Origin of the sequence: Flexivirga aerilata, assembly GCF_013002715.1 — a bacterium.
Classification (GTDB): domain Bacteria; phylum Actinomycetota; class Actinomycetes; order Actinomycetales; family Dermatophilaceae; genus Flexivirga; species Flexivirga aerilata.
In genome coordinates, this window is record NZ_JABENB010000001.1 from 1358295 (window position 1) to 1377880 (window position 19586).

19 protein-coding genes are annotated in these 19586 nt (G+C 70.6%); 14 read left to right on the top strand and 5 right to left on the bottom strand.

The window, feature by feature from the left end:
• The first annotated feature begins 9 nt into the window (after positions 1-9).
• From HJ588_RS06435 to HJ588_RS06495, 13 genes are all read left to right on the top strand, one after another.
• Entirely contained in the window at positions 10-390 is a 381-nt protein-coding gene (locus tag HJ588_RS06435) for an NADH-quinone oxidoreductase subunit A (protein WP_171153189.1), read from the top strand.
• Positions 387-974, top strand: coding sequence for an NADH-quinone oxidoreductase subunit B (locus HJ588_RS06440; protein ID WP_171153192.1), 588 nt, complete (start codon positions 387-389; stop codon positions 972-974). The genes HJ588_RS06435 and HJ588_RS06440 overlap by 4 nt, the downstream gene beginning before the upstream one ends.
• Positions 971-1501, top strand: a complete 531-nt coding sequence (locus tag HJ588_RS06445) for an NADH-quinone oxidoreductase subunit C (RefSeq protein WP_171153194.1) — start codon at positions 971-973, stop codon at positions 1499-1501. Before HJ588_RS06440 ends, HJ588_RS06445 begins: the two co-directional genes overlap by 4 nt.
• Before the next feature lie 117 nt (positions 1502-1618).
• Positions 1619-2584, top strand: a complete 966-nt coding sequence (locus tag HJ588_RS06450; protein WP_171153197.1) for a complex I subunit 1/NuoH family protein — start codon at positions 1619-1621, stop codon at positions 2582-2584.
• A 7-nt stretch (positions 2585-2591) separates the two neighbouring features.
• A complete protein-coding gene (locus tag HJ588_RS06455) occupies positions 2592-3176 on the top strand; it encodes a 4Fe-4S binding protein (protein ID WP_171153199.1) in 585 nt (194 codons plus the stop codon).
• Positions 3173-3703, top strand: coding sequence for an NADH-quinone oxidoreductase subunit J (locus tag HJ588_RS06460; protein ID WP_171153201.1), 531 nt, complete (start codon positions 3173-3175; stop codon positions 3701-3703). The genes HJ588_RS06455 and HJ588_RS06460 overlap by 4 nt, the downstream gene beginning before the upstream one ends.
• Entirely contained in the window at positions 3700-4005 is a 306-nt protein-coding gene (nuoK, locus tag HJ588_RS06465) for an NADH-quinone oxidoreductase subunit NuoK (protein WP_343036617.1), read from the top strand. Before HJ588_RS06460 ends, nuoK begins: the two co-directional genes overlap by 4 nt.
• Positions 4005-6053: an NADH-quinone oxidoreductase subunit 5 family protein gene (locus tag HJ588_RS06470; RefSeq protein ID WP_171153203.1), complete on the top strand. Its 2049-nt coding sequence runs from the start codon at positions 4005-4007 to the stop codon at positions 6051-6053. The genes nuoK and HJ588_RS06470 overlap by 1 nt, the downstream gene beginning before the upstream one ends.
• Positions 6047-7549, top strand: coding sequence for an NADH-quinone oxidoreductase subunit M (locus tag HJ588_RS06475; protein WP_171153205.1), 1503 nt, complete (start codon positions 6047-6049; stop codon positions 7547-7549). Before HJ588_RS06470 ends, HJ588_RS06475 begins: the two co-directional genes overlap by 7 nt.
• On the top strand, positions 7546-8994 hold the full coding sequence (locus HJ588_RS06480) for an NADH-quinone oxidoreductase subunit N (RefSeq protein WP_171153207.1): 1449 nt from the start codon (positions 7546-7548) through the stop codon (positions 8992-8994). Before HJ588_RS06475 ends, HJ588_RS06480 begins: the two co-directional genes overlap by 4 nt.
• A 60-nt stretch (positions 8995-9054) precedes the next feature.
• Positions 9055-9936, top strand: a complete 882-nt coding sequence (htpX, locus tag HJ588_RS06485) for a zinc metalloprotease HtpX (RefSeq protein ID WP_171153209.1) — start codon at positions 9055-9057, stop codon at positions 9934-9936.
• A gap of 567 nt (positions 9937-10503) precedes the next feature.
• Positions 10504-12504: an aminopeptidase N gene (gene pepN, locus HJ588_RS06490; protein WP_246241768.1), complete on the top strand. Its 2001-nt coding sequence runs from the start codon at positions 10504-10506 to the stop codon at positions 12502-12504.
• Complete coding sequence (locus HJ588_RS06495; RefSeq protein ID WP_171153212.1) at positions 12501-13328, top strand: serine hydrolase; 828 nt, start codon at positions 12501-12503, stop codon at positions 13326-13328. Before pepN ends, HJ588_RS06495 begins: the two co-directional genes overlap by 4 nt.
• A gap of 5 nt (positions 13329-13333) precedes the next feature.
• Here HJ588_RS06495 and HJ588_RS19745 read toward each other — a convergent pair whose 3' ends face one another.
• Both HJ588_RS19745 and HJ588_RS06505 read right to left on the bottom strand, forming a co-directional pair.
• Entirely contained in the window at positions 13334-16198 is a 2865-nt protein-coding gene (locus HJ588_RS19745; RefSeq protein ID WP_171153214.1) for an AAA family ATPase, read from the bottom strand.
• Positions 16199-16233: 35 nt separating this feature from the next.
• Positions 16234-16455, bottom strand: coding sequence for a hypothetical protein (locus HJ588_RS06505; RefSeq protein ID WP_171153216.1), 222 nt, complete (start codon positions 16453-16455; stop codon positions 16234-16236).
• A gap of 125 nt (positions 16456-16580) precedes the next feature.
• Between HJ588_RS06505 and HJ588_RS06510 the strand changes: the two genes are divergently transcribed.
• A complete protein-coding gene (locus HJ588_RS06510; protein ID WP_171153218.1) occupies positions 16581-17243 on the top strand; it encodes a VC0807 family protein in 663 nt (220 codons plus the stop codon).
• 47 nt (positions 17244-17290) lie between these two features.
• Here HJ588_RS06510 and HJ588_RS06515 read toward each other — a convergent pair whose 3' ends face one another.
• The 3 genes from HJ588_RS06515 to HJ588_RS06525 all read right to left on the bottom strand — a co-directional run bounded on the left by HJ588_RS06515 (position 17291) and on the right by HJ588_RS06525 (position 19576).
• Complete coding sequence (locus HJ588_RS06515; protein WP_171153220.1) at positions 17291-17743, bottom strand: MaoC family dehydratase; 453 nt, start codon at positions 17741-17743, stop codon at positions 17291-17293.
• 3 nt (positions 17744-17746) lie between these two features.
• Positions 17747-18511 carry a 3-oxoacyl-ACP reductase FabG gene (fabG, locus tag HJ588_RS06520; protein WP_171153222.1) on the bottom strand — a complete coding sequence of 255 codons (765 nt, stop codon included), beginning with the start codon at positions 18509-18511 and terminating at the stop codon, positions 17747-17749.
• Positions 18512-18589: 78 nt separating this feature from the next.
• Positions 18590-19576: an NADPH:quinone oxidoreductase family protein gene (locus HJ588_RS06525; protein WP_171153224.1), complete on the bottom strand. Its 987-nt coding sequence runs from the start codon at positions 19574-19576 to the stop codon at positions 18590-18592.
• Positions 19577-19586: the final 10 nt, after the last annotated feature.

Genomic DNA, 19586 nt, shown 5'->3' on the forward strand with positions numbered 1-19586 from the left:
TCTTCGGGTATGACGGGCTACTTGGTGCTGGCGGGCGTAGGCCTGGCCGGCGCCCTGCTGTTCGTTGCCGCGATGCTCGCGCGGCGGCTGCTGGCGCCGCGCGCGCCCAGCCTGGCGAAGCTCACGACGTACGAATCCGGCGTCGACCCCGTCACCGGCGGCTGGGCGCAGAGTCACGTCCGCTACGTCACCTATGCCTTCCTCTACGTCGTCTTCGCGGTCGACGCGGTCTACCTCTTCCCGTGGGCGCTGGTGCTGCGCGACCACCGGCTCGGCGTGGTGAGTCTCGTCGAGATGGGCATCTTCATCGCCGTGCTGCTCGTCGGGCTGCTCCACGCGGCCCGCCGCGGCCTGCTCAACTGGGGCGACTCGCCGGAGGTGACCAAATGACCACCGATCTGCCCATGCCCCGGGTCGGCGTCGGCCAGGCGGCCGCGCCCAAGCCGATGCGGCTCGTGCTCAACTGGGGCCGTCGCTACTCGCTGTGGGTCTTCAACTTCGGACTGGCCTGCTGCGCCATCGAGTTCATCGCGGCGTCGATGGCCCGCCACGACTTCATCCGGCTCGGGGTCATCCCCTTCGCGCCCGGGCCGCGCCAGGCCGACCTGATGGTGGTGTCCGGCACGGTCACCGACAAGATGGCGCCCGCGGTGCGCCGGCTCTACGACCAGATGCCCGAGCCCAAATACGTCATCAGCTTCGGTGCGTGCAGCAACTCCGGTGGCCCCTATTGGGATTCGTACTGCGTCACCAAGGGCGTCGACCAGCTGATCCCGGTCGACGTCTACGTGCCGGGTTGTCCGCCGCGCCCCGAGGCGCTGCTGCAGGGCATCCTGGTGCTGCAGGAGCAGATCGCGCAGGAGAAGCTGCGCACCAAGGGTCTGCGCGGTCGTCTGGGGCCGTATGCCGGGCGCCGCGCCTCGGCCGCCGAGGTCAGCCGGCCGCTCGTCGCCCCACCGGAGCAGACGACGTGACCTACGAGATCTCTGCTGTCAGCTGCGAACCCGCGGACTGGCGCGACACCCTCCTGGGCCTGCGCGACGACGGTTTCGACTTCTTCGACTTCCTCACGGCGGTGGACGAGACCGACGCCGGCGAGACCCCCGGCTTCGAGGTCGTCGCCCATCTCTACGACACCCGCCGCGGCGCGTTCCGGGAGACGCTGGTCCGCACCCGCATCGCCGACGGTGCCTCGATCGACAGCCTCACCCCGATCTGGGCCGGCGCCGCCTGGCACGAGCGGGAGACCTACGAGATGTTCGGCATCGACTTCAGCGGCTTCGACGACGGCACCGGCCTCGGATTGCGAAAACTGTTGCTGCCCGACGGTTTCGACGGCAACCCGCTGCGCAAGTCGTTCGTGCTGACCGCTCGGGTCAGCAAGCCGTGGCCGGGTGCCAAGGAGCCCGGCGGCGACAGCACCGACGGCAAACCGGCGCGTGCGCCGCGCCGCCGGATGCAGCCTCCCGGCATACCCGACGACAGCTGGGGACCGCGATGATCACCCCACGAAGTTCTCCGCTCCTTCGTCGCTCCGATACTTCGCGAGGACCCCGATGATCACCCCACGAAGTTCTCCGCTCCTTCGTCGCTCCGATACTTCGCGAGGACCCCGATAATGGCGGGCGACATCGTCGAGATCGTGCTGCGGGCCGTCTGCGTGCTCGCGGCCTTCCTCGTGCTGCCGCTGCTCGTCGGCCAGACCGAGCACAAGGTGATGGCGCACATGCAGGGCCGCCTCGGCCCGATGGAGGCCGGCGGCTTCCACGGCTGGGCGCAGCTGGTCGCCGACGGCATCAAGTTCACCCAGAAGGAGGACATCGTCCCGCTCGCCGCGGACAAGCGGGTCTTCCGCATCGCGCCGGCGCTCGGCATCGTCTCCTATCTCTTTGCACTCGCGGTGATCCCGCTCGGCCCGCACACCGTGGGCGCCGACGTGCCCGGCAGCCTGGTGTGGGTGCTCGCGGTCGGCGGCATCGGCACCGTCGGCACGCTGATGGCCGGCTGGGGCAGCGGCAACAAATACTCCCTGCTCGGCGGCCTGCGCACCGCGGCGCAGCTCGTCTCCTACGAGTTGCCGCTGATCCTCGCCTGCGCGTCCTTCGCGATCGCCGCCGGATCGCTGTCGCTCGTCGGCATCGCACATGCCTGGACCCCGTGGTGGCTGCTCTGGCAGCTGCCCGGCGCGATCGTCTTCCTCGTCGCCGCGACCGCCGAGTTGCAGCGGCCGCCGTTCGACATGCCGGTGGCCGACTCCGAGCTGGTGATGGGCCCCTACACCGAATACACCGGACTGCGATTCGCGCTCTTCCTGCTCGCCGAATACGCCGGCATCGTGGTGATGTCGCTACTACTCGGCGTGCTCTACCTCGGCGGCTGGACTGGCCCGTTCGACCACCAGATTGGTTGGCTCTGGACCCTGCTCAAGGGCGCGATCTTCGCGGTGCTGATCATCTGGATCCGCGTGGCGTGGCCGCGCCTGCGCGAGGACCAGCTGCAGCGGGTCGCCTGGCTCGGCCTGGTCCCGCTGGCGTTGCTGCAGCTGGCGATCACAGCTATCGGAGTGGTGGTGACCTCGAGGTGATGTCGCAATGACGAAGTTCCTGAGCGGTCTGGCCAAGGGTATGGCGACGACCGCGCGCACGATGACCACGCACGCGCACACCCAGCAGTATCCCCACGTCAAACCCGAACTCCCTTCGCGCAGTAGGGGAGTCATCGCCCTGCTGGAGGAGAACTGCACCTCCTGCATGCTGTGCGCGCGCGAGTGCCCCGACTGGTGCATCTACATCGACTCGCACAAGGAGACGACGCCGCCGGCCACCGAGGGCGGTCGCGCCCGGCAGCACAACGTGCTCGACCGGTTCGCCATCGACTTCAGTCTCTGCATGTACTGCGGGATCTGCATCGAGGTCTGCCCGTTCGACGCGCTCTTCTGGAGCCCCGAGTTCGAATACTCCACCACCGACATCCGGGATCTGTTGCAGGAGAAGGACACCCTGGGCCAGTGGATGCCGACGGTGCCGCCGCCGGAGCCGCTCGTGCCCGAGCTTCCCGAGACCGAGCTCCAGCAGCTCGTCGTCGAGGTCGAGCCCGAGGACGACCCGGCCGCCGGCCGCACCACCGAGCGCGGCACCGGCGAGGTGCCACCGCCGGGCGCCGGGGAGCAGCCGTGACGACCTACGACCTGCTCTTCACGCTCGCCGGCGCGATCAGCGCCGGCGCCGCCGTGCTGGCGGTCTCCACCAAGCACCTGGTGCACTCCGCGCTCTGGCTGGTGGTCGCCCTCGCGTCGCTCTCCGGGTGCTACCTGGTGCTGGGTGCCGAATTCGTCGCGCTGGTGCAGCTTCTCGTCTACGTCGGCGCGATCGTCGTGCTCGTGCTGTTCGCGCTGATGCTGACGCGGGCGCCCATCGGCCGCAGCCACGACCACGACACGCCGCTGCCGCAGCGCGCCGCCGCGTTGGTCGTCGGGGCGGCCACGGCAGCGCTGCTGTCAGCAGTCTTGATCTCCGCGTTCGGCAACGCGCCGGTCACGGTGCGCGGCGGCTCCACCCACGCGTTGGCCACCCAGATCTTCGGCACCTGGGTGTGGCCGTTCGAGTTGCTGTCGGCGCTGCTGCTCATCGCGCTGGTCGCCGCACTCGCGTTGTCGCGTATGCCGATCGGGCGTCGCGACGAGTCGGAGGCGGATGCCCGGTGATCCACCCCGTCCTGCCCATGCTGCTGGTCGGCATCCTCTTCGGAGTCGGCCTCTACGGCGTGCTCGCCCGCCGGAACGCCGTGCTCGTGCTCGTCGGCGTCGAGCTGATGCTGGCCGCCGCCGGGCTGCTCTTCGTGACCGTCGGGTCGCTCACCGGTGACCCGCTGCGCGCCGGCCAGAGCATGACCGTCTTCGTCATCACCATCGCGGCGGCCGAGATCGCGGTCGCGCTCGCGGTGATCCTCGCCGTCTTCCGGGCCCGCGGCAACATCGACGTGTCGCAGCAGGGGAGTGACGACTGATGCTCTCCGTCTCGCGGCTGGACTCCCACTCCCTGGCACTGGACCTGCCCCTGCAGCCGAGTCACCCCGTCGTGCTGATCCCGGCCGCGGTGGCCGTGCTCATCCTGGCGCTCACCCGGCGCAGCTCCCGCGGCGCGTTCGCGATCGCCGCGACCGGCGGTCTGCTCGGGCTGCTCGCGGCCGCTGCGCTGCTTGCCCAGCAGGCCCGCGGCGGTGCGGTGGCCGACCCGCGCACCATCGGCGAGCTGAAGGTGGGCCCGGCGCTCGGCATACCGCTGCGCCTGCAGGTCGACCGGCTCATGGTGCTGGTCGCCGTGGCGGTCGCACTCGTGTCGCTCGTGGTGCAGGTGTTCGCCCGCTGGTATCTCTACTCCGACCCGAGATACCGCCAATTCGCAGCAACGGTCGGCCTGTTCACCGCCGCGATGCAGCTGGTGGTGCTCTCCGGAGACGTCCTGCTGGTGCTGGTCGGCTGGGAGCTGATGGGGTGGTGCTCCTACCTGCTCATCGGTCACGAGTCCGAGCGGGGCAAGGCGCGACGCGCGTCGTACAAGGCCTTCCTGGTCACCCGCATCGCCGACGCACCGTTCGCGATCGGGCTGGCCGTGCTCGCGCTCGGCGCGCGCTCCACCTCGATCCCGCAGATCGTCCAGCACTGGCCGTCGGCGGCTGCCGGCCACGGCACGGCGCTCACCGCCGCGCTGCTGTGCATCATCTGCGCCGTCGCCGGCAAGTCCGCCCAGGTGCCCTTCCAGGACTGGCTGCCCGACGCGATGGAGGGCCCGACCCCGGCGTCCGCGCTCATCCACGCCGCGACCATGGTCGCCGCCGGCACCGTCGTACTCGCCAAACTCGTTGCCCTGCTGGAGCTTTCCGGCACCGCGCGCATCGTGCTGACGATCGTCGCCTCGGTCTCGATGGTCGGCGCGGCCGTGCTCGCCTTCTGCCAGCACGACCTCAAGCGCCTGCTCGCCTGGTCGACCGTCTCCCAGGTCGGCCTCATGCTGCTCGGGCTCGCCGTGCTGCCGGTGCGCGAGCCGGCCGACCTCGGCATCAGCCACCTGTTGTCGCACGCGATGTTCAAGGCGTTGCTCTTCCTGATGATCGGCTGGCTGTCGGTGCTGGTCGGCGGCACGATCGTCGAGCGCCAGTCCGGCGCGCTGAGCAGGCACCCGGCCCTGCGGCGGCTGGTCGGCGTCGGCCTGCTCGCGCTCGCCGGCGTGCCGCCGCTCGTCGGCTTCGTCTCCAAGGATCTCGTCGTCGACGAGGCAGCCCGCCGCGGCGTGGACGGCGACACCTGCGCGCGGATCGCGTTCGTCGCGCTCATCTGTGTGGTCGCGCTGACCGCGGCATACACGATGCGGATGTGGCTGATCCTGATCCACCGCACCGGCCGGCAGCGGGTCGTCGTGCAGGAGGCCGTCGACGACTCCTATGACGTGCGCGACGTCGGCATCGTGGAGATGCTCGCCGGCTCACCGCAGGTGGACGTGCACGGCCGGCCGCTAAACCGCGACGAACCGCCCGTGCCGGTCCCGGACGACGAGGACGGCCCGTCGGCCGAACCTCATCCGGGCACCGGCGCGCGAATCGGCCTGCAACTGCTGGCGATCCTGTCCGTGGTCGGCGGTCTGCTCGTGCTCAGCCCGATGCTCGAGGTCGACTGGAAGCACGCAAACCTCTGGCTGATCGGCGCCTCGCTGGTGCTGATGGCCGCGGTCGCCCTGCTCGTGCGGCTGATGTCGGTCGGCACGGTCTACGGCGACGCGGCCGCGCGGCTGCCGTTGCCGCTGCGCAGCTCGGCGTCCCGCGGGTTCGACGCCGACCAGGCGTATGTCGGGCTGGTCGCGCGCCCGGTGGTCGCGCTCGCCCGCGGCGTCGCCCGGCTCGACGACGGTCTCGACCGCCGCGTGCAGGCGCTGCCCGGGGTGTTCGCGAGCATCGCCGCCACCGGCTCCCGGCTGCACACCCGGCGACCGACCAGCGGCCTCGTCGCGGTCGCGCTGGGCGTCGTGCTCGTCGGACTGATGGGGGTGATCTGGTGGTAGCCGCACTCTTCGCCGCGCCGCTCGCCCCGATCGTCGCCGGCCTCGCCCTCGTCGCGGGGGACCGGGTGCCGCGCGCCGTCAGCCGGCACACCGCCTATGCCGTGTCGCTCGCCGCGACGCTGATCGCGCTGGTCGCCGCCGTGCTCGTCGCCTACGACCGGCCGAGCGTCAACCGGCAGTGGGTGCCCGAGATCGGCATGCGACTGCACCTCGGCGTCGACGGGATCAGCGTGCCGTTGCTGCTGATGACCGCAGCGGTCGGTGTGCTCGTCGTCGTCCACGCCCGTCACGAGCAACCCGGCGGCGGCACTCCCGGCACCTTCTTCGGCTGCCTGCTGCTGGTGATCGGCGGCGGCATCGCGACCTTCATCGTGCAGGACGCGATCAGCTTCTTCCTCGCGTTCGAGGTCGTGCTGGTGCCGATGTGGGTGCTGATCAACCGCTTCGGCGACCCCCGGGACGCCGGTGAACGCGCCCGGGCTGCAACAACATTCGTGCTCTACACGGTGCTCGGCTCCACGCTGATGCTCGTCGGCATCCTCACGATGGTCTTCGCGTCCGGCACCGCAGACCTCGCGACCCTCGCCCGGCACCCGCTGCCCGCCGGGCAGCAGACCGTCGTCGCCGCGATCCTGCTGCTCGGGCTCGGCATCAAGGTGCCGATCTGGCCGCTGCACTCGTGGCTGCCTCGCGCACACACGATCGCCCCGACCGCCGGCTCCATGCTGCTGGCCGCGGTGCTGCTCAAGATGGGCACCTACGGCATCGTGCGGCTGGTCATCGCCCCGCTGCCCGCCGGCGTGGAGCGACTCGCGCCATACGTCGCGACCTGTGCGGTGATCGGCATCGTCTGGGGCGGGCTCGTCTGCCTCGTCGAGGGCAGCCTCAAGCGGCTCATCGCCTGGTCGTCGGTCGCGCACATGGGCTTCGTCGTGCTCGGACTGATGAGCGGCACCGCGATCGGTCTGCAGGCGGCGCTCTTTGCCAACATCGCCCACGGGGTGGTGTCCGCGCTGCTCTTCGCGGTGGTCGGCGGGCTCAAACACCGGTGGGGCGGTGACGATCTCAGCGTCGCGCGGCGTGCCCTGCGCGACGTCTCGCCACGGCTCAGTCTCGCGCTCGTCGTCGGGTTCGCGGCCTCGCTCGGACTGCCCGGTCTCGCCGGCTTCTGGGGCGAGGTGCTGGCAATCTTCGGTGCGTGGAACCCCGGCGGCGACCGGTCCACCGGGTGGTTCCGGCTGCTCGCCGCCGCGGCCGCGTTCGGCGCGGTGCTGGCTGCGGCATACGCGTTGCGGGTGCTGCGGATCGTCTGGATGGGCGACGCCGACGGTGGCCGCCCGCTTGCGCCCGAGCCCGAATCCGACGCTCGCGGCAACGAACTCGTCGTCGTCACGGTGCTGGGCGCCGCGACCGTGGTGCTGGGAGTGCTGCCGATCATTCTGCTGAACACCACCTCCGGAGCGGTCGACCACCTGATGGCGGTGATCGGCCGATGACGCTCAGCTACGACTGGTGGCTGCTCGCCCCGGTGCTGATCCCGGCCGTCGGCGCGGTCCTCGTGCTGGTCGCCGACGCGGTCGCGCCGCGGCTCGGCCGGGCGCACTTCCTGGTCGCCGCCGTGCTGCTGCTCGCCGGCGCGGCCACCGTCATACCGGGCCTGCTGCCGTCGGCCGACAACCCGCGCCGCACGCTGTGCCTGCGGGACGGCAGTTGCCTGTATGCCGTGGACCACGTCGGTGCCGGACTGCAGTTCACCGCGCTCGTCAGCGCGGCGGTGATCGCGTTGCTGGCGTTGCCGATCCGGGTGCCGGCCGAGCGTGCACCGGTGCAGGCGGCGTTGCTGCTCACCGCCACCGCCGGTGCGACCGGAGTCGTCGCCGCGCGCGACCTCACCTCCTGGCTGGTCACCCTCGAGCTCGCGACCGTGCCGACGGTCGCGCTCGTCGCGCTGCGGGCGCGGCGCTCCGCCACCGACGGCGCCCTCTCGCTGCTGACCACCTCGCTGGTGAGCTTCGCGATCACCGCGATGGGTGCCGCGCTCTGGTTCGCCGCGACCGGCACCGTGCAACTCGGCGGTGACGCCGTGCTCGCCGCGTCGCACGACCCGGACTCGCGGCGCATCCTCGCGCTCGCCGTCGTCTTCATCGTCGCCGGCGTCGGCTTCAAGCTGTCGCTCGTGCCCTTCCACGCGTGGACGCCCGAGGCGTTCGGCGGCGCGTCGGTGCCGATCGGCGCCTTCCTCGCGGTCACCTCGAAGGTCGCCGCGCTCGGCGCGCTGCTCGTGATCTTCCGTGGCGTCACCGTGCTCGGCACGTCGGCCCTCGCTGCGATCGGGGTGCTCGCCGCGATCTCGATGACCGTCGGCAACGTGATGGCCCTGCGCGAACACCAGGCGCTGCGCTTCCTCGCCTGGTCGACCATCTCCCAGGCCGGCTGGGTGGTGCTGCCGCTCGCCGCGGTGTCCGGGCACGCGGTCCGGGCAGCGGCCGGCTACCTGGTCGTCTACGCGCTCGCCACGCTGGTGGCGTTCGCCGTGGTGACCGCGCTCGCCCACGCCGACGGACGCAACCATGCGACGCAGCTCGCGTCATACGGTGGCCTGCTGCGGCGGCGCCCGCTGCTCGGCGTGACCCTCGCGCTCGCGCTGCTCGCGCTGATGGGGCTGCCGCCCGCGGTCGTCGGGCTGGTCGCCAAGGTGCTCGCCCTCGGCCCGGTCGCCGGCGGCCGCCTCTGGCCGCTCGCGATCGTCGCCGCGGTCAACGCGATGCTGGGCGTCGCGGTCTACCTGCGCTGGCTGCGGATCCTCTTCGGCGCGCGGACCGATCCGGGCACCGACGACCGGCTCCACCCGGTGCACGCCGGGATCGTCGGGGTCGGACTGGCCGCGCTCGTGGTGACGAGCATCGCCCCGCAGGTGCTGCTCGGTCTCGTGGGGCGCTGAGTGGTGGCGCCGCCTGCGCCATACGGAACAAAGCGGGCCTGACCGCACGTTTTCCACTACATGCACCGTCACTACAACGGCCTGAAGACTGCCGCGCTCTTCGGCGGCATCTGGGCCATCCTGCTCGGCATCGGCGCCGTCGTCGCCGGTGGCAAGCTGATCTGGCTGTTCGCGCTCATCGGCCTGGCCACCACTGCCTACAGCTACTGGAACTCCGACAAGCTCGCGATCAAGGCCATGCGCGCCTACCCCGTGAGCGAAGCGCAGGCGCCGGAGATGTACCGCATCGTGCGCGAGCTGTCGACGAAGGCCGGCAAGCCCATGCCGAAGCTCTACATCTCGCCCACCGATGCGCCGAACGCCTTTGCCACCGGACGCAATCCGCAGCACGCGGCGGTCTGCTGCACCGAGGGCATCCTGCGGCTGCTCGACGAGCGGGAGCTGCGCGGCGTGCTCGGCCACGAGCTGATGCACGTCTACAACCGCGACATCCTCACCTCCTCGATCGCGGCCGCGCTCGCCGGCATCATCACCTCGGTCGCACAGATGATGATGTTCTTCGGCGGCATGTTCGGTGGCGGCAGCAACGACGACGACCGGCCCAACCCGATCGCGATGCTCGCCATGGCGCTGCTCGCCCCGATCGCCGCCACGCTGATCCAGTTTGCGATCAGCCGCACCCGTGAGTACGACGCCGACGAGGACGGGTCGAAGCTGACCGGCGACCCGCTCGCGCTCGCGTCGGCCCTGCAGAAGCTCGAGTCCGGCACCGCCCGCACGCCGCTCGCACCCGAGCCCAAGGTCGTCAACGCCAGTCACCTGATGATCGCCAACCCGTTCCGCGCCCAGGACGTCTCGCGCCTGATGTCCACCCACCCGCCGACCGCCGAGCGCATCAAGCGTCTGGAGAACCAGGCGTACGGCCGCGAGATCAGCCGCTGACCCACCCCACCCCGCGAGTGACGGCTTCCTCGCCGAGTGACGGCCCGATGCGACCGTCGCTCGGCGAGGGAGCCGTCAGTCGTCGGAGGGGGTGGCTTAGGTTGGCGGGATGGCGACCCTGCTGCGGACCGAGGCCGTCGAACGTGCCGACCTCGTCTCGGTCACGTCCTACGACCTCGCACTGGACCTCGATCGCGGCGACGAAGTCTTCGGGTCGCGGGTGACGATTTGCTTCGACTGTGCGGAGCCCGGAGCCAGCACCTTCGTGGAGTTCATGCCGGACGAGGTCGTCTCGATCACCTTGAACGGCAAGCCGGTCGATGGATCGGCGGTCGACGACGGGCGACTTCGTCTCGACGATCTGCAGGCCGACAACGAACTCCTGGTCGATGCGACCATGCGCTACGTCCGCGACGGCGAAGGGCTGCACCGCGCGGTCGACCCCGAGGACGGTCAGGTCTACCTCTACGGCAGCCCGGCGGCGTCGGCTGCGGGCAGGATCTACGCCTGCTTCGACCAGCCCGATCTCAAGGCCCCCTACTCCCTGACGGTGACCGCCCCGTCGGATTGGGCGGTGACCGCCAACGGACCGCTGGCCGAACACGAGGACGCGTATGGCGATTCGCGCCCACCCGGCCGATCGCCACCTACTTCTTCACCGTGTGCGCGGGGCCGTTCGTCAGCGTCAAGGATGAGTACGACGGCATTCCGCTCGGGCTCTACGCCCGGTCCACGCTGGGTGCGCAGCTGCGGGAGCAGGCTGACGAGCTGTTCGCCGTCACCAAGGAGGCGTTCGACTACTACCACCGGGTCTACGGGATCCGTTATCCCTGGGGCAAATACGACCAGGTCTTCGTGCCGGAGTTCAACCTCGGTGCGATGGAGAATCCGGGCTGCGTCACCTTCCGGGACGAGTTCGTCTTCCAGGGCGAGGTGTCGCACAGCCAGCACCTGCTGCGGGCGACCGTCATCGCACACGAGCTGGCTCACATGTGGTTCGGCGACCTGGTGACGATGCGCTGGTGGGACGACCTCTGGCTGAACGAGTCGTTCGCGGAGTTCGTCGCACACCAACAGCGCTCGCAGGCAAGCGAATTCACCGACGCCTGGGTGGACTTCTCGGTGATTCGCAAGAACTGGGGTTACGCCGCGGACCGGGCGCCGTCGACCCATCCGGTCGCAGGTATGCCGGCACCCGACGTGCACTCCGCGCTGCTGAACCTCGACGGCATCACCTATCCCAAGGGTGCGTCCGCGCTGCGGCAGCTCGAGGCCTATCTGGGGGAGGAGGCATTCCGGCGGGGAGTGCGGGACTACCTGCAACGGCACAGTTTCGGCAACGCGACGTTGGAGGACTTCCTCGGTGCGATGCACGCGGCGAGCGGGCTGGAGCTCGACGCCTGGACCAAGGCCTGGTTGCTCACTCCGGGCACCGACGTTTTCGCGGTCGACGACTCCGGGGTCCTGGTGCGCACGCCACCTGCGCAGTTCCCGGCCGACCGGCCGCATCTGTTGGACCTCGTCGGCTACCGCGACGGCCGGACCGTGCTTCGGGAGTCGGTCCGGGTGGAGCAGGAGCGGACGCAGCTCCCGTCATACGAGATCGAGCCGAAACTCCTGCTGCCCAACGCAACCGACACGACCTGGGGCATCGTCGCGCTCGATGCGTCGGCGCAGGCAGCGGTCGTCGAGCAACTGCGCCAGGTGCCGGATGCCACAGCGCGCGGAGTGATCTGGTCGTCGCTGACCAACGGGCTGGCGCTCGGCACCGTCGATCCGCGGTTGCTGCTGGACACCTTCGTCGCCAACTGGTGGTGCGAGACCGAGGACTCACTACTGGCCGGAGTCGCTAATGCCGTGACGCAACTGCTCCCCGGTCGCTACCTCGCGCCGGCAGAGACGCCTGACGGTCTGGCGGCGATCGCGGCGACCGGGCTCCGGGCGATGGCCGACAACCCGGCACCAGATGCGACGCAGCTGACCGCTGCCCGTGTCGTCGCGCGAACCAGCCCCGATGTCGGGCTGCTGCGGCGCTGGCTGACGGGCGACGGGCTGCCCGGCGCGCTGGAGCAGGATACCGACTTCCGGTGGCTGGTCATCCGGCGCCTGGCCGCACTCGGTCCGATGACCGAGGACGAGATCGCCGCACATGCCTTGCGTGACGAGTCGTCTCGAGGTGTGCTCGCGGCGCTCGGCGCGCGCACCGTCATGCCGTCCGAGCGGGCGAAGCAGTGGGCGTGGGAGCAGTTCATCGGCAACGAGTCGCTGTCCAATCGGGAGGCCGAGACCATCGCCGGTGCGTTCTTCGGCAGCGTCGACCAGGAGCTCACCAGCCCCTACGTGGAGCGCTTCTTCACCGAACTTCCCGTGCTGGCAGGGCGATTCGGCGACATGGTGCTGCGGCAGCTCGCGACGGCCGGATATCCACTCACCCACACGGACGCCGCGACGCTCGCATGCGCCGAGCGCGCGCTGGACGCCGATCTCCCGAGCGGGCTGCGGCGCGTATTGATCGACAGCACCAGCCTCCTTCGCGAGCAGCTCGCGTCGCGGCGGGAGTTCGCATGACCCTCTCCTGGAGCGCGTATGCCGTCTCACTCACCCGACCCGACGCCCCGCCGATCCTGGACGAGTCGGCCGACCTGGTCCTGAAGACCGCGTCCGTCGGCAAGTTGCTGCTCCTCGGCGAGGTGGCGCGCCGGCTCGAATCCGGTGTGCTGCAAGCAGATCGGCGAGTGAGCAAGCAGGGTGCACGATTCGTGCGTGACTCCGGGTTGTGGCACGTGCTCGACCAACAGGACCTGACCGTTCTCGACGCGTGCCGGCTGGTCGGGGCGGTCAGCGACAACCTCGCCACCAACGTGCTGCTCGACCTGGTCGGTCTCGACGCCGTGCGGGACTTCGGTGCCTCGATCGGTGCGCCGCCCATGGAGTTGCTCGACTACGTCAGCGACGTCCCGCGCGCGCAGCGCGGGCCGGGCACGCCGCCGACGCTGTCGCGGGCGAGTGCCCGTTCGCTCGTCGGCTTCCTGACGGCGCTACACAACGGCACGGTGTCGCCGCTGGTGGGGGAGTGGATGTCGCTCAACACCGACCTGTCGATGGTGGCCGCGGCCTTCCTCGACGACCCGTTGGCGCACAACGCGATCGGCGGTGACGGCGCCCCTCCGCTGCGCAACAAGACCGGCACCGACGACGGGATCCGGGCGGACGTCGGGATCGTCGGCACGGGCACGGGCACCGGCAGTGGCTCCGGCACCGGCACCGGCACTGACGCGGTGGCCTACGCCGTCGTCGCCAACTGGCAGAGCGACGACGCCGACCCGGGACTGGCGGCCGTGATGACACGAATGCGCGCGCACGGCACCATGATTCGCGACGTGCTGCACTGACGCGCTCAGCCCAGCAGACCCTGCTGTCGTGCCAGGTCCGCGGCCTCGGTGCGGGTCGCCGCACCGAGCTTGGCGAGGATGTTCGAGACGTGCACGCTGGCGGTCTTGGGGCTGATGAAGAGCTCCGCCGCGATCTGGCCGTTGGTCCGGCCCTCGGCGACGAGCCGGAGCACCTCGGCCTCGCGGCCGGTGAGCGCTCCGTCGGCCGCCGATCTCGGGCCGCTCACCTCGACGCGGGCCGCGGCGATCACCTGGGGCGCCCCGAGCGCACGTCCGGTGTCGGCCACCCGGGACGCGACGTCGCGAGCCTGCGCGCGATCGCCCGCAGCGAAGAGCGCACGCGCGAGCTGGATCTCGCACGCGGCGCGGTCGTAGGGAAAGCCGCACTCGTCGAAAAGTGCTGCAGCGGAGCGGAATTGGTCGATCAGCGCACCGTCGGGCGCGCCGACGCCGGCCCATGCGAAGCGCAGCAGCTCGGCGCGGGCGCGGGCCAGCCAGGCGCGGGACTCCAGGCCGAGGACCTGGTCGGTGCCACGGTCGGCCACGACGCCCTCCAGCACCGCTAGACCGGCGTCCGCCGCCGGCTGCCACTGGGAGCGTGCGCCCGGGTTTGCCCGGACGACGTCGGCCAGCACCTGCAGGAGCACCGCCGTCAGATGGAGCTGGGCGTCGAAGACGTGCAGCTTCCAGACGTCGCGCGCGGTGGCGAGGGTCTCGTCATACATCCGCACCGCGGCAGCGGGATCGCCCTCGGCGCCGAACACCTCGACCATCGCGGGCCCCGCGTTGACCAGCAGGAACATGTCCTGCGTCCAGACCGCGCGCACGGCCGGGAAGGCAGCGCGGGCGGTGGCGGTGTCACCGCGCATCAGGGCCAGCTGCATGCGGACGACGTCGAAGCCGGCCTCGAACATCGGCGAGACCGGGAAGTCCAGCTCCAGCAAGGCATTGGCCACAGCCCAATCGCCGCGTTTGGCGGCGAGCACGGCGCCGAAGGTGCGGCTGGACAAGGCGTGCGTGTCGCCGGAGGCGTGACCCTCGTCCGCGCGCCGGGTGGCGAGGGCATAGGTGTCGTAGGCGGCCTGGTGCTGCCCTGCGCGCGACTGGAGCCCGGCCAGCTGGTGCAGCGCCCGCAGCTCGCCCTGCACGTCGTGGTGGGCGCGTGCCTTCTGCCGGTTGGCCTCGAGTCCGGCGACCGCTCCGGTGTAATCACCGGTCAGGCCGTCCAGCTTGGCGCGGGTCGTCATCAGGTCGATCACCACCGCGGCGCTGTCCCCCTGCCGCGCGATCGTGAGCGCGTCGTCGACCACGACGGTCGCCTCGGCATAGCGCTCCTCGGACATCAGCGTCCGGCCCTTGAGGGCCAGCAGCGCGGCGTGCACGGCGGCATGCTCGGGGTCGTCCACCCAGGTGACCGCCTCGTCGAAGGCGGCGATCGGCAGCTGCGGCAGATCGGTGAAGAGCAGCGCGGAGGCAAGCAGTCGCACCAGCTCGGCGCGCTCGGGCAACGGCCCGGAGTGCTCGTGGAGCGCGTCCCGCATCAGGCTCGCCGCGCGGTGCGGGTCACCGCTGCGCAGCAACGCCTCCGCGGTGCGCTGCGGAAGGTCGACCGGGACGGCGCCCGCCAGCTCCGGGTGCTGACTGGCGAGCGACAGGGCGCGCTCGAAGTGCGGCACGGCGTTGGACGGCGCCGCCGTGCCCATCGCCACCTCGCCGGCCCGCACCGACGCCTCGATCGCGAGCTCGACCCGGCCGGCGCGCTCGGCGTGCAGGGCCACCGCGGCCGCCGCTGCGGGCTCGTCGCGATCGGCCCAGAGGTCGGCCAGCTTGCTGTGCAGACGCACCCGCTCACCGGGCAGCAGGTCGTCATAGAGCGCCTCGGACTGCAGCGCGTGCCGGAACGCGTAGCACTCGTCGTCGGTGGTGACCAGCACCTGCCCGTCCAACGCGGCCCGCAGCGCGGTCTCGAGCCGTGGCGCGTCGATGCCGGCCAGCTGCGCCAATGTCGTATGACGCACCGAACGCCCGGCCACGGATGCCGCGCGCAACACCTGCCGCACGTCGTCGCCGAGCGAATCGACCCGCACCAGAAGCAGATCCGCGAGCTCGGCCGGCAGACCCGCCGCGCCGACGGTCTCGCCGGACGCCGCGACGAGCTCCTCGGTGAAGAAGGGGTTGCCGCCGGCCCGGTCGACGATCGCCGCGGTCTGCACGTCACCGAGTTGCGGTCGCAGGTGGCGCACCAGCTCCTCGGCAGCGGCGGGCGGCAGCGGTTGCAGGCCGGTGCGGCGCACGGTCGGCAGCCGCGACCACTCCGCGAGCTGCGGTCGCAGCGGGTGCCGCCGGTGCAGGTCGTCGGCGCGGTAGGTCGCGAGCAGGTGCACGCCGTCGGGCAGACCGCGGGTGAAGAGGTAGGTGAGCAGCTCGCGGGTCGCCCGGTCGGCCCAGTGCACGTCCTCGACGACGACGAGCTGCGGCCCGTCGCCGGCCAGTTGCTCGAGGAAGCTCGCGACCGCGTCGAAGACCTCGGTCGGGTTGGTCGTGCCGCCGGGCCGCAGTCCCGCGAGGCCGGCGGCGGCATCGGCGTAGCGCTCGGGCTCCTCCTGGCGCAGCCGCCGCAGCATTTCGCTGAGCGGCAGGTAGGGGCCGGCGCTGTCGCCGAGATCCAGGCAGTGGCCGAGCAGCACGCGTCCCCCGAGGTCGCGGCAGCGCTGCGCCACCTCGGCGACCAGGCGGGTCTTGCCGACCCCGGCGTCGCCGCCGAGCAGCGTCACCGACGACTTCCCGCGATCGCCCAGCAGCGCCGCGAGGTCGTCGACCTCGGCGGCACGACCGAAGATCGGCCCGGTCGGCGCGAGCGGGGAGGACACAAAGGCATTCTGCCCGCCCGCACCGACATCCGCCGTCAGCGCCACGTCAGGGTGGGCAGTGGACGGGCAGTCGGCTTGCCTGCGGCCGGTCGGTCCTGCCCGCCGTTGCCGGCACCACCTCCGGCGAGGCGGCGGGCCCAGCCGGTCACCCGGCGCAGGCTGAGCTCCCAGCCGTGCGCGACGGCGAAGTCGTGGGCGATGCGCTCGCGGCGGTAGGCAAGTTCGGTATCGAGTGCGGGTCCGGTGAAGTTGTTCATGGCCACTCCTTGTCGGCTCGTGTGCTTCGACCTCGACATTCGTCGCCTGAGGTAGTGCCGCACATGGGGCGGATGCCTTATTCGTCCCGCCCCACGGGCCCGCGACCGCCTTAAACTGACCGGCCATGGAGCAGGCCGACACCGCTAAGCACGCAGGCGCCTACGGCAAGGACGTGCGCCTCGCCGGGCTCGTGACGATGCTCCTCTGGGACATCGGCCTGCCGGTCGTGGCCTACTACCTGGCCAGGGCAGCCGGCATGTCGACCTTCAACTCGCTGCTCGTCGGCACGGTCGTTGCCGGCATGCGGCTGCTCTGGGTCGCGTGGCGCACCAAGCAGGTGGACGCATTCGCCGGCTTCATGCTCTTCATCTTCGCGGCCGGCACCGCCGCGTCGTTCCTCACCGGAGACCCGCGCTTCATGCTGCTGAAGAACGCCGCCCTCACGCTCGTGGCCGGTGTCGTCTTCCTCGGTTCGTGCCGCTTCGGCAAGCCACTCACCTTCGCCGTCGCGACGCGGCTGGCCGGCAGCGCGCAGGACCGGGCCGACCTGCACCGCGGGTGGGCCGAATCCGCTGATTTCCGGCGCAAGTTCGTGCAGTTGGGACTGCTCTGGGGCATCGGCCTGATCGTCGAGGCGCTGATCCGCGTCGCGATCATCTACCTCACCTCGATCGACGTCGCGGTCGCGGCGTCGGTCGTCGTGCAGCTCGCCGCCTTCGCGATCATGACCGTCATCACGATCTCCGGCATCCGGCAGATGCGCGAAGAGGCCGACGCTCTCGCGTGAGCGCCGGCCTCTTCCTGCCCGATATGACGGGGTATGACGTCAGACCGTCACGGCACCACGACCGACAGTGTCTCCGCGACACACGCCGGCTTGTCCTGGCCGTCGATCTCGATGGTGACCTTCATCGTCACGGTGAAGCCGAGTGAGGACGGCTCGACCGACTGCAGCTCCAGGCCGCCGCGCACGCGGGAGCCGACCGGCACCGGCGTCGGGAAGCGAACCTTGTTGGAGCCGTAGTTGATCCCCATCTTCACGCCCTCGAGCGCGTAGACCTCCCACGACAGCATCGGGATCATCGACAGGGTCAGGTAACCGTGCGCGATCGTGCCGCCGAACGGTCCCTCCTTGGCCCGCTCGACGTCTACGTGGATCCACTGGTGGTCACCGGTCGCATCCGCGAAGAGGTTGACCTGCTCCTGGGTGATCTCGTGCCACTCGCTGTAGCCGAGGTGCTCGCCGACTGCGGCCTGCAACTCCTCGATTCCGTTGAAGGTGCGCATGATTCAGTCCCTCGGGCCGCCGGCGACATAGAGCACCTGGCCGCTGACGAAGCCGGCGTCGTCGCTGCAGAAGAACGACGCGGCGGCGGCGATGTCCTCGGGGCGGCCGACGCGCTGCACCGGGATCTCCTTTGCCGCCAGCTCCTGGAACTGGTCGAAGTCGACGCCCACGCGCTCCGCGGTCGCGGCGGTCATGTCGGTGACGATGAAGCCCGGGGCGATCGCGTTGGCGGTGACGCCGAACTTGCCGAGCTCGATCGCCAGCGTCTTGGTGAAGCCCTGCAGGCCGGCCTTGGCGGCGGAGTAGTTGACCTGGCCGCGGTTGCCCAGAGCCGACGTGCTTGACAGGTTGACGACCCGGCCGAACTTCGCCTCGGTCATGTGCTTCTGCGCCGCGCGGGTCATCAGGAAGCTGCCGCGCAGGTGCACGTTCATCACCGTGTCCCAGTCGTCGGCGGACATCTTGAAGATGAGGTTGTCGCGCAGCACACCGGCGTTGTTGACCAGGATCGTCGGTGCCCCGAGCTCGCTCGCGACACGGTCGACCGCCGAGGCGACCGACTCCTCGTCGCTCACGTCGCAGCCGACCGCCAGCGCCTTGCCACCGGCCTGCGTGATGCGGTCGACGACCGCCTGGCAGGTGCCTTCGTCGAGGTCGAGCACGGCAACGGCATTGCCGTCCTTGGCAAGTCGCTCGGCAACGGCGGCGCCGATGCCGCGGGCCGCGCCGGTGACGATCGCGGTGCGGGTGGGGGTGCTGTCGGTCATGCGTTCTCCTCAGTCGTTGCTATCGGTTTGAATGACGAGAGTCTTGTATAACGAGAGTCTCGTATGACGAGAGTCTCGTCAGGGGTTCGGGTGCCACACGAGACGGCCGATGGTCTTGCCGGCGGCGAGTTGCTCCAGTCCGTCGGGCAGTTCGCCGAAGGACAGCCGCCGGCTGATGAGCGGCGTGATCCTGCCGGCGTCGGCCAGGCTGGTCAGAAACTCGTTGCCCTCGACGATGACCGCGGGGCGCTTGACGTTGTAGTAGCCCCAGTGCAGCCCGAGGATCGAATAGTTCTTGATCAGAGCGTGATTGAGCGGTGGCGCCTGGATGCGGCCACCGGCGAAGCCGACCAGCACGATGCGTCCCTCGAACGCGACGCACTTGGTCAGCAGGTCGTAGGCGTCGCCACCGACCGGGTCGAAGATGACGTCGGCGCCCTTGCCGCCGGTCGCCTCCTTCACTCGCGCGACGACGTCCTCGGTGGTGCGGTCGATCACGACGTCGGCGCCGAGTGCCTTTGCCGCCGCTGCCTTTTCGGCTCCGCCGACGATCGCGATCACGGTGTTGCCGCCGATCTTGGCGAGTTGCACGGCAGCGGAGCCGACACCCCCCGCCGCCGACTGGACCAGCACGGTCTCGCCCGGCTTGAGCTCGGCGCGCCGGTAGAGCGCGGCCCAGGCGGTCTGATAGGCGATCATCAGCACCGCCGCGGCGTCGTCGTCGAGCGACTCCGGAGCCTTGAAGTTGGTCGCGGGCATCAGCGCAAACTCGGCGAATCCGCCTGCGGGGATTGCCGATGCGCCCATCAGCCGATCGCCGACCTGCACGCGCTCGACGCCCTCGCCGAGAGCGGTCACCTCACCGCACAACTCGACGCCGGGCGTGAAGGGCAGGTCGGGGCGCACCTGGTAGAGCCCCTGGCACATCAGCACGTCGGGGAAGTTGAGCGCGGCGGAGCGCACCTGCACCTGCACCTGACCGGCGCCGGGGTCGGGCGCGTCGAGCTCGATCTGTTGCAGCACGTCGCCCGGGTCGCCGAGCTCCTGCACCTGCCACGCCTTCATCGGGTTGTCG

Excerpts from the sequence above, each read along its gene's own strand:
- HJ588_RS06435 (WP_171153189.1), top strand. The coding sequence starts at position 10 with ATGACGGGCTACTTGGTGCTGGCGGGCGTAGGCCTGGCCGGCGCCCTG.
- HJ588_RS06440 (WP_171153192.1), top strand. The coding sequence starts at position 387 with ATGACCACCGATCTGCCCATGCCCCGGGTCGGCGTCGGCCAGGCGGCC.
- HJ588_RS06450 (WP_171153197.1), top strand. The coding sequence starts at position 1,619 with ATGGCGGGCGACATCGTCGAGATCGTGCTGCGGGCCGTCTGCGTGCTC.
- HJ588_RS06455 (WP_171153199.1), top strand. The coding sequence starts at position 2,592 with ATGACGAAGTTCCTGAGCGGTCTGGCCAAGGGTATGGCGACGACCGCG.
- HJ588_RS06470 (WP_171153203.1), top strand. The coding sequence starts at position 4,005 with ATGCTCTCCGTCTCGCGGCTGGACTCCCACTCCCTGGCACTGGACCTG.
- HJ588_RS06480 (WP_171153207.1), top strand. The coding sequence starts at position 7,546 with ATGACGCTCAGCTACGACTGGTGGCTGCTCGCCCCGGTGCTGATCCCG.
- htpX (WP_171153209.1), top strand. The coding sequence starts at position 9,055 with ATGCACCGTCACTACAACGGCCTGAAGACTGCCGCGCTCTTCGGCGGC.
- HJ588_RS06495 (WP_171153212.1), top strand. The coding sequence starts at position 12,501 with ATGACCCTCTCCTGGAGCGCGTATGCCGTCTCACTCACCCGACCCGAC.
- HJ588_RS06505 (WP_171153216.1), bottom strand. The coding sequence starts at position 16,455 with ATGAACAACTTCACCGGACCCGCACTCGATACCGAACTTGCCTACCGC.
- HJ588_RS06510 (WP_171153218.1), top strand. The coding sequence starts at position 16,581 with ATGGAGCAGGCCGACACCGCTAAGCACGCAGGCGCCTACGGCAAGGAC.
- HJ588_RS06515 (WP_171153220.1), bottom strand. The coding sequence starts at position 17,743 with ATGCGCACCTTCAACGGAATCGAGGAGTTGCAGGCCGCAGTCGGCGAG.
- fabG (WP_171153222.1), bottom strand. The coding sequence starts at position 18,511 with ATGACCGACAGCACCCCCACCCGCACCGCGATCGTCACCGGCGCGGCC.
- HJ588_RS06525 (WP_171153224.1), bottom strand. The coding sequence starts at position 19,576 with ATGAAGGCGTGGCAGGTGCAGGAGCTCGGCGACCCGGGCGACGTGCTG.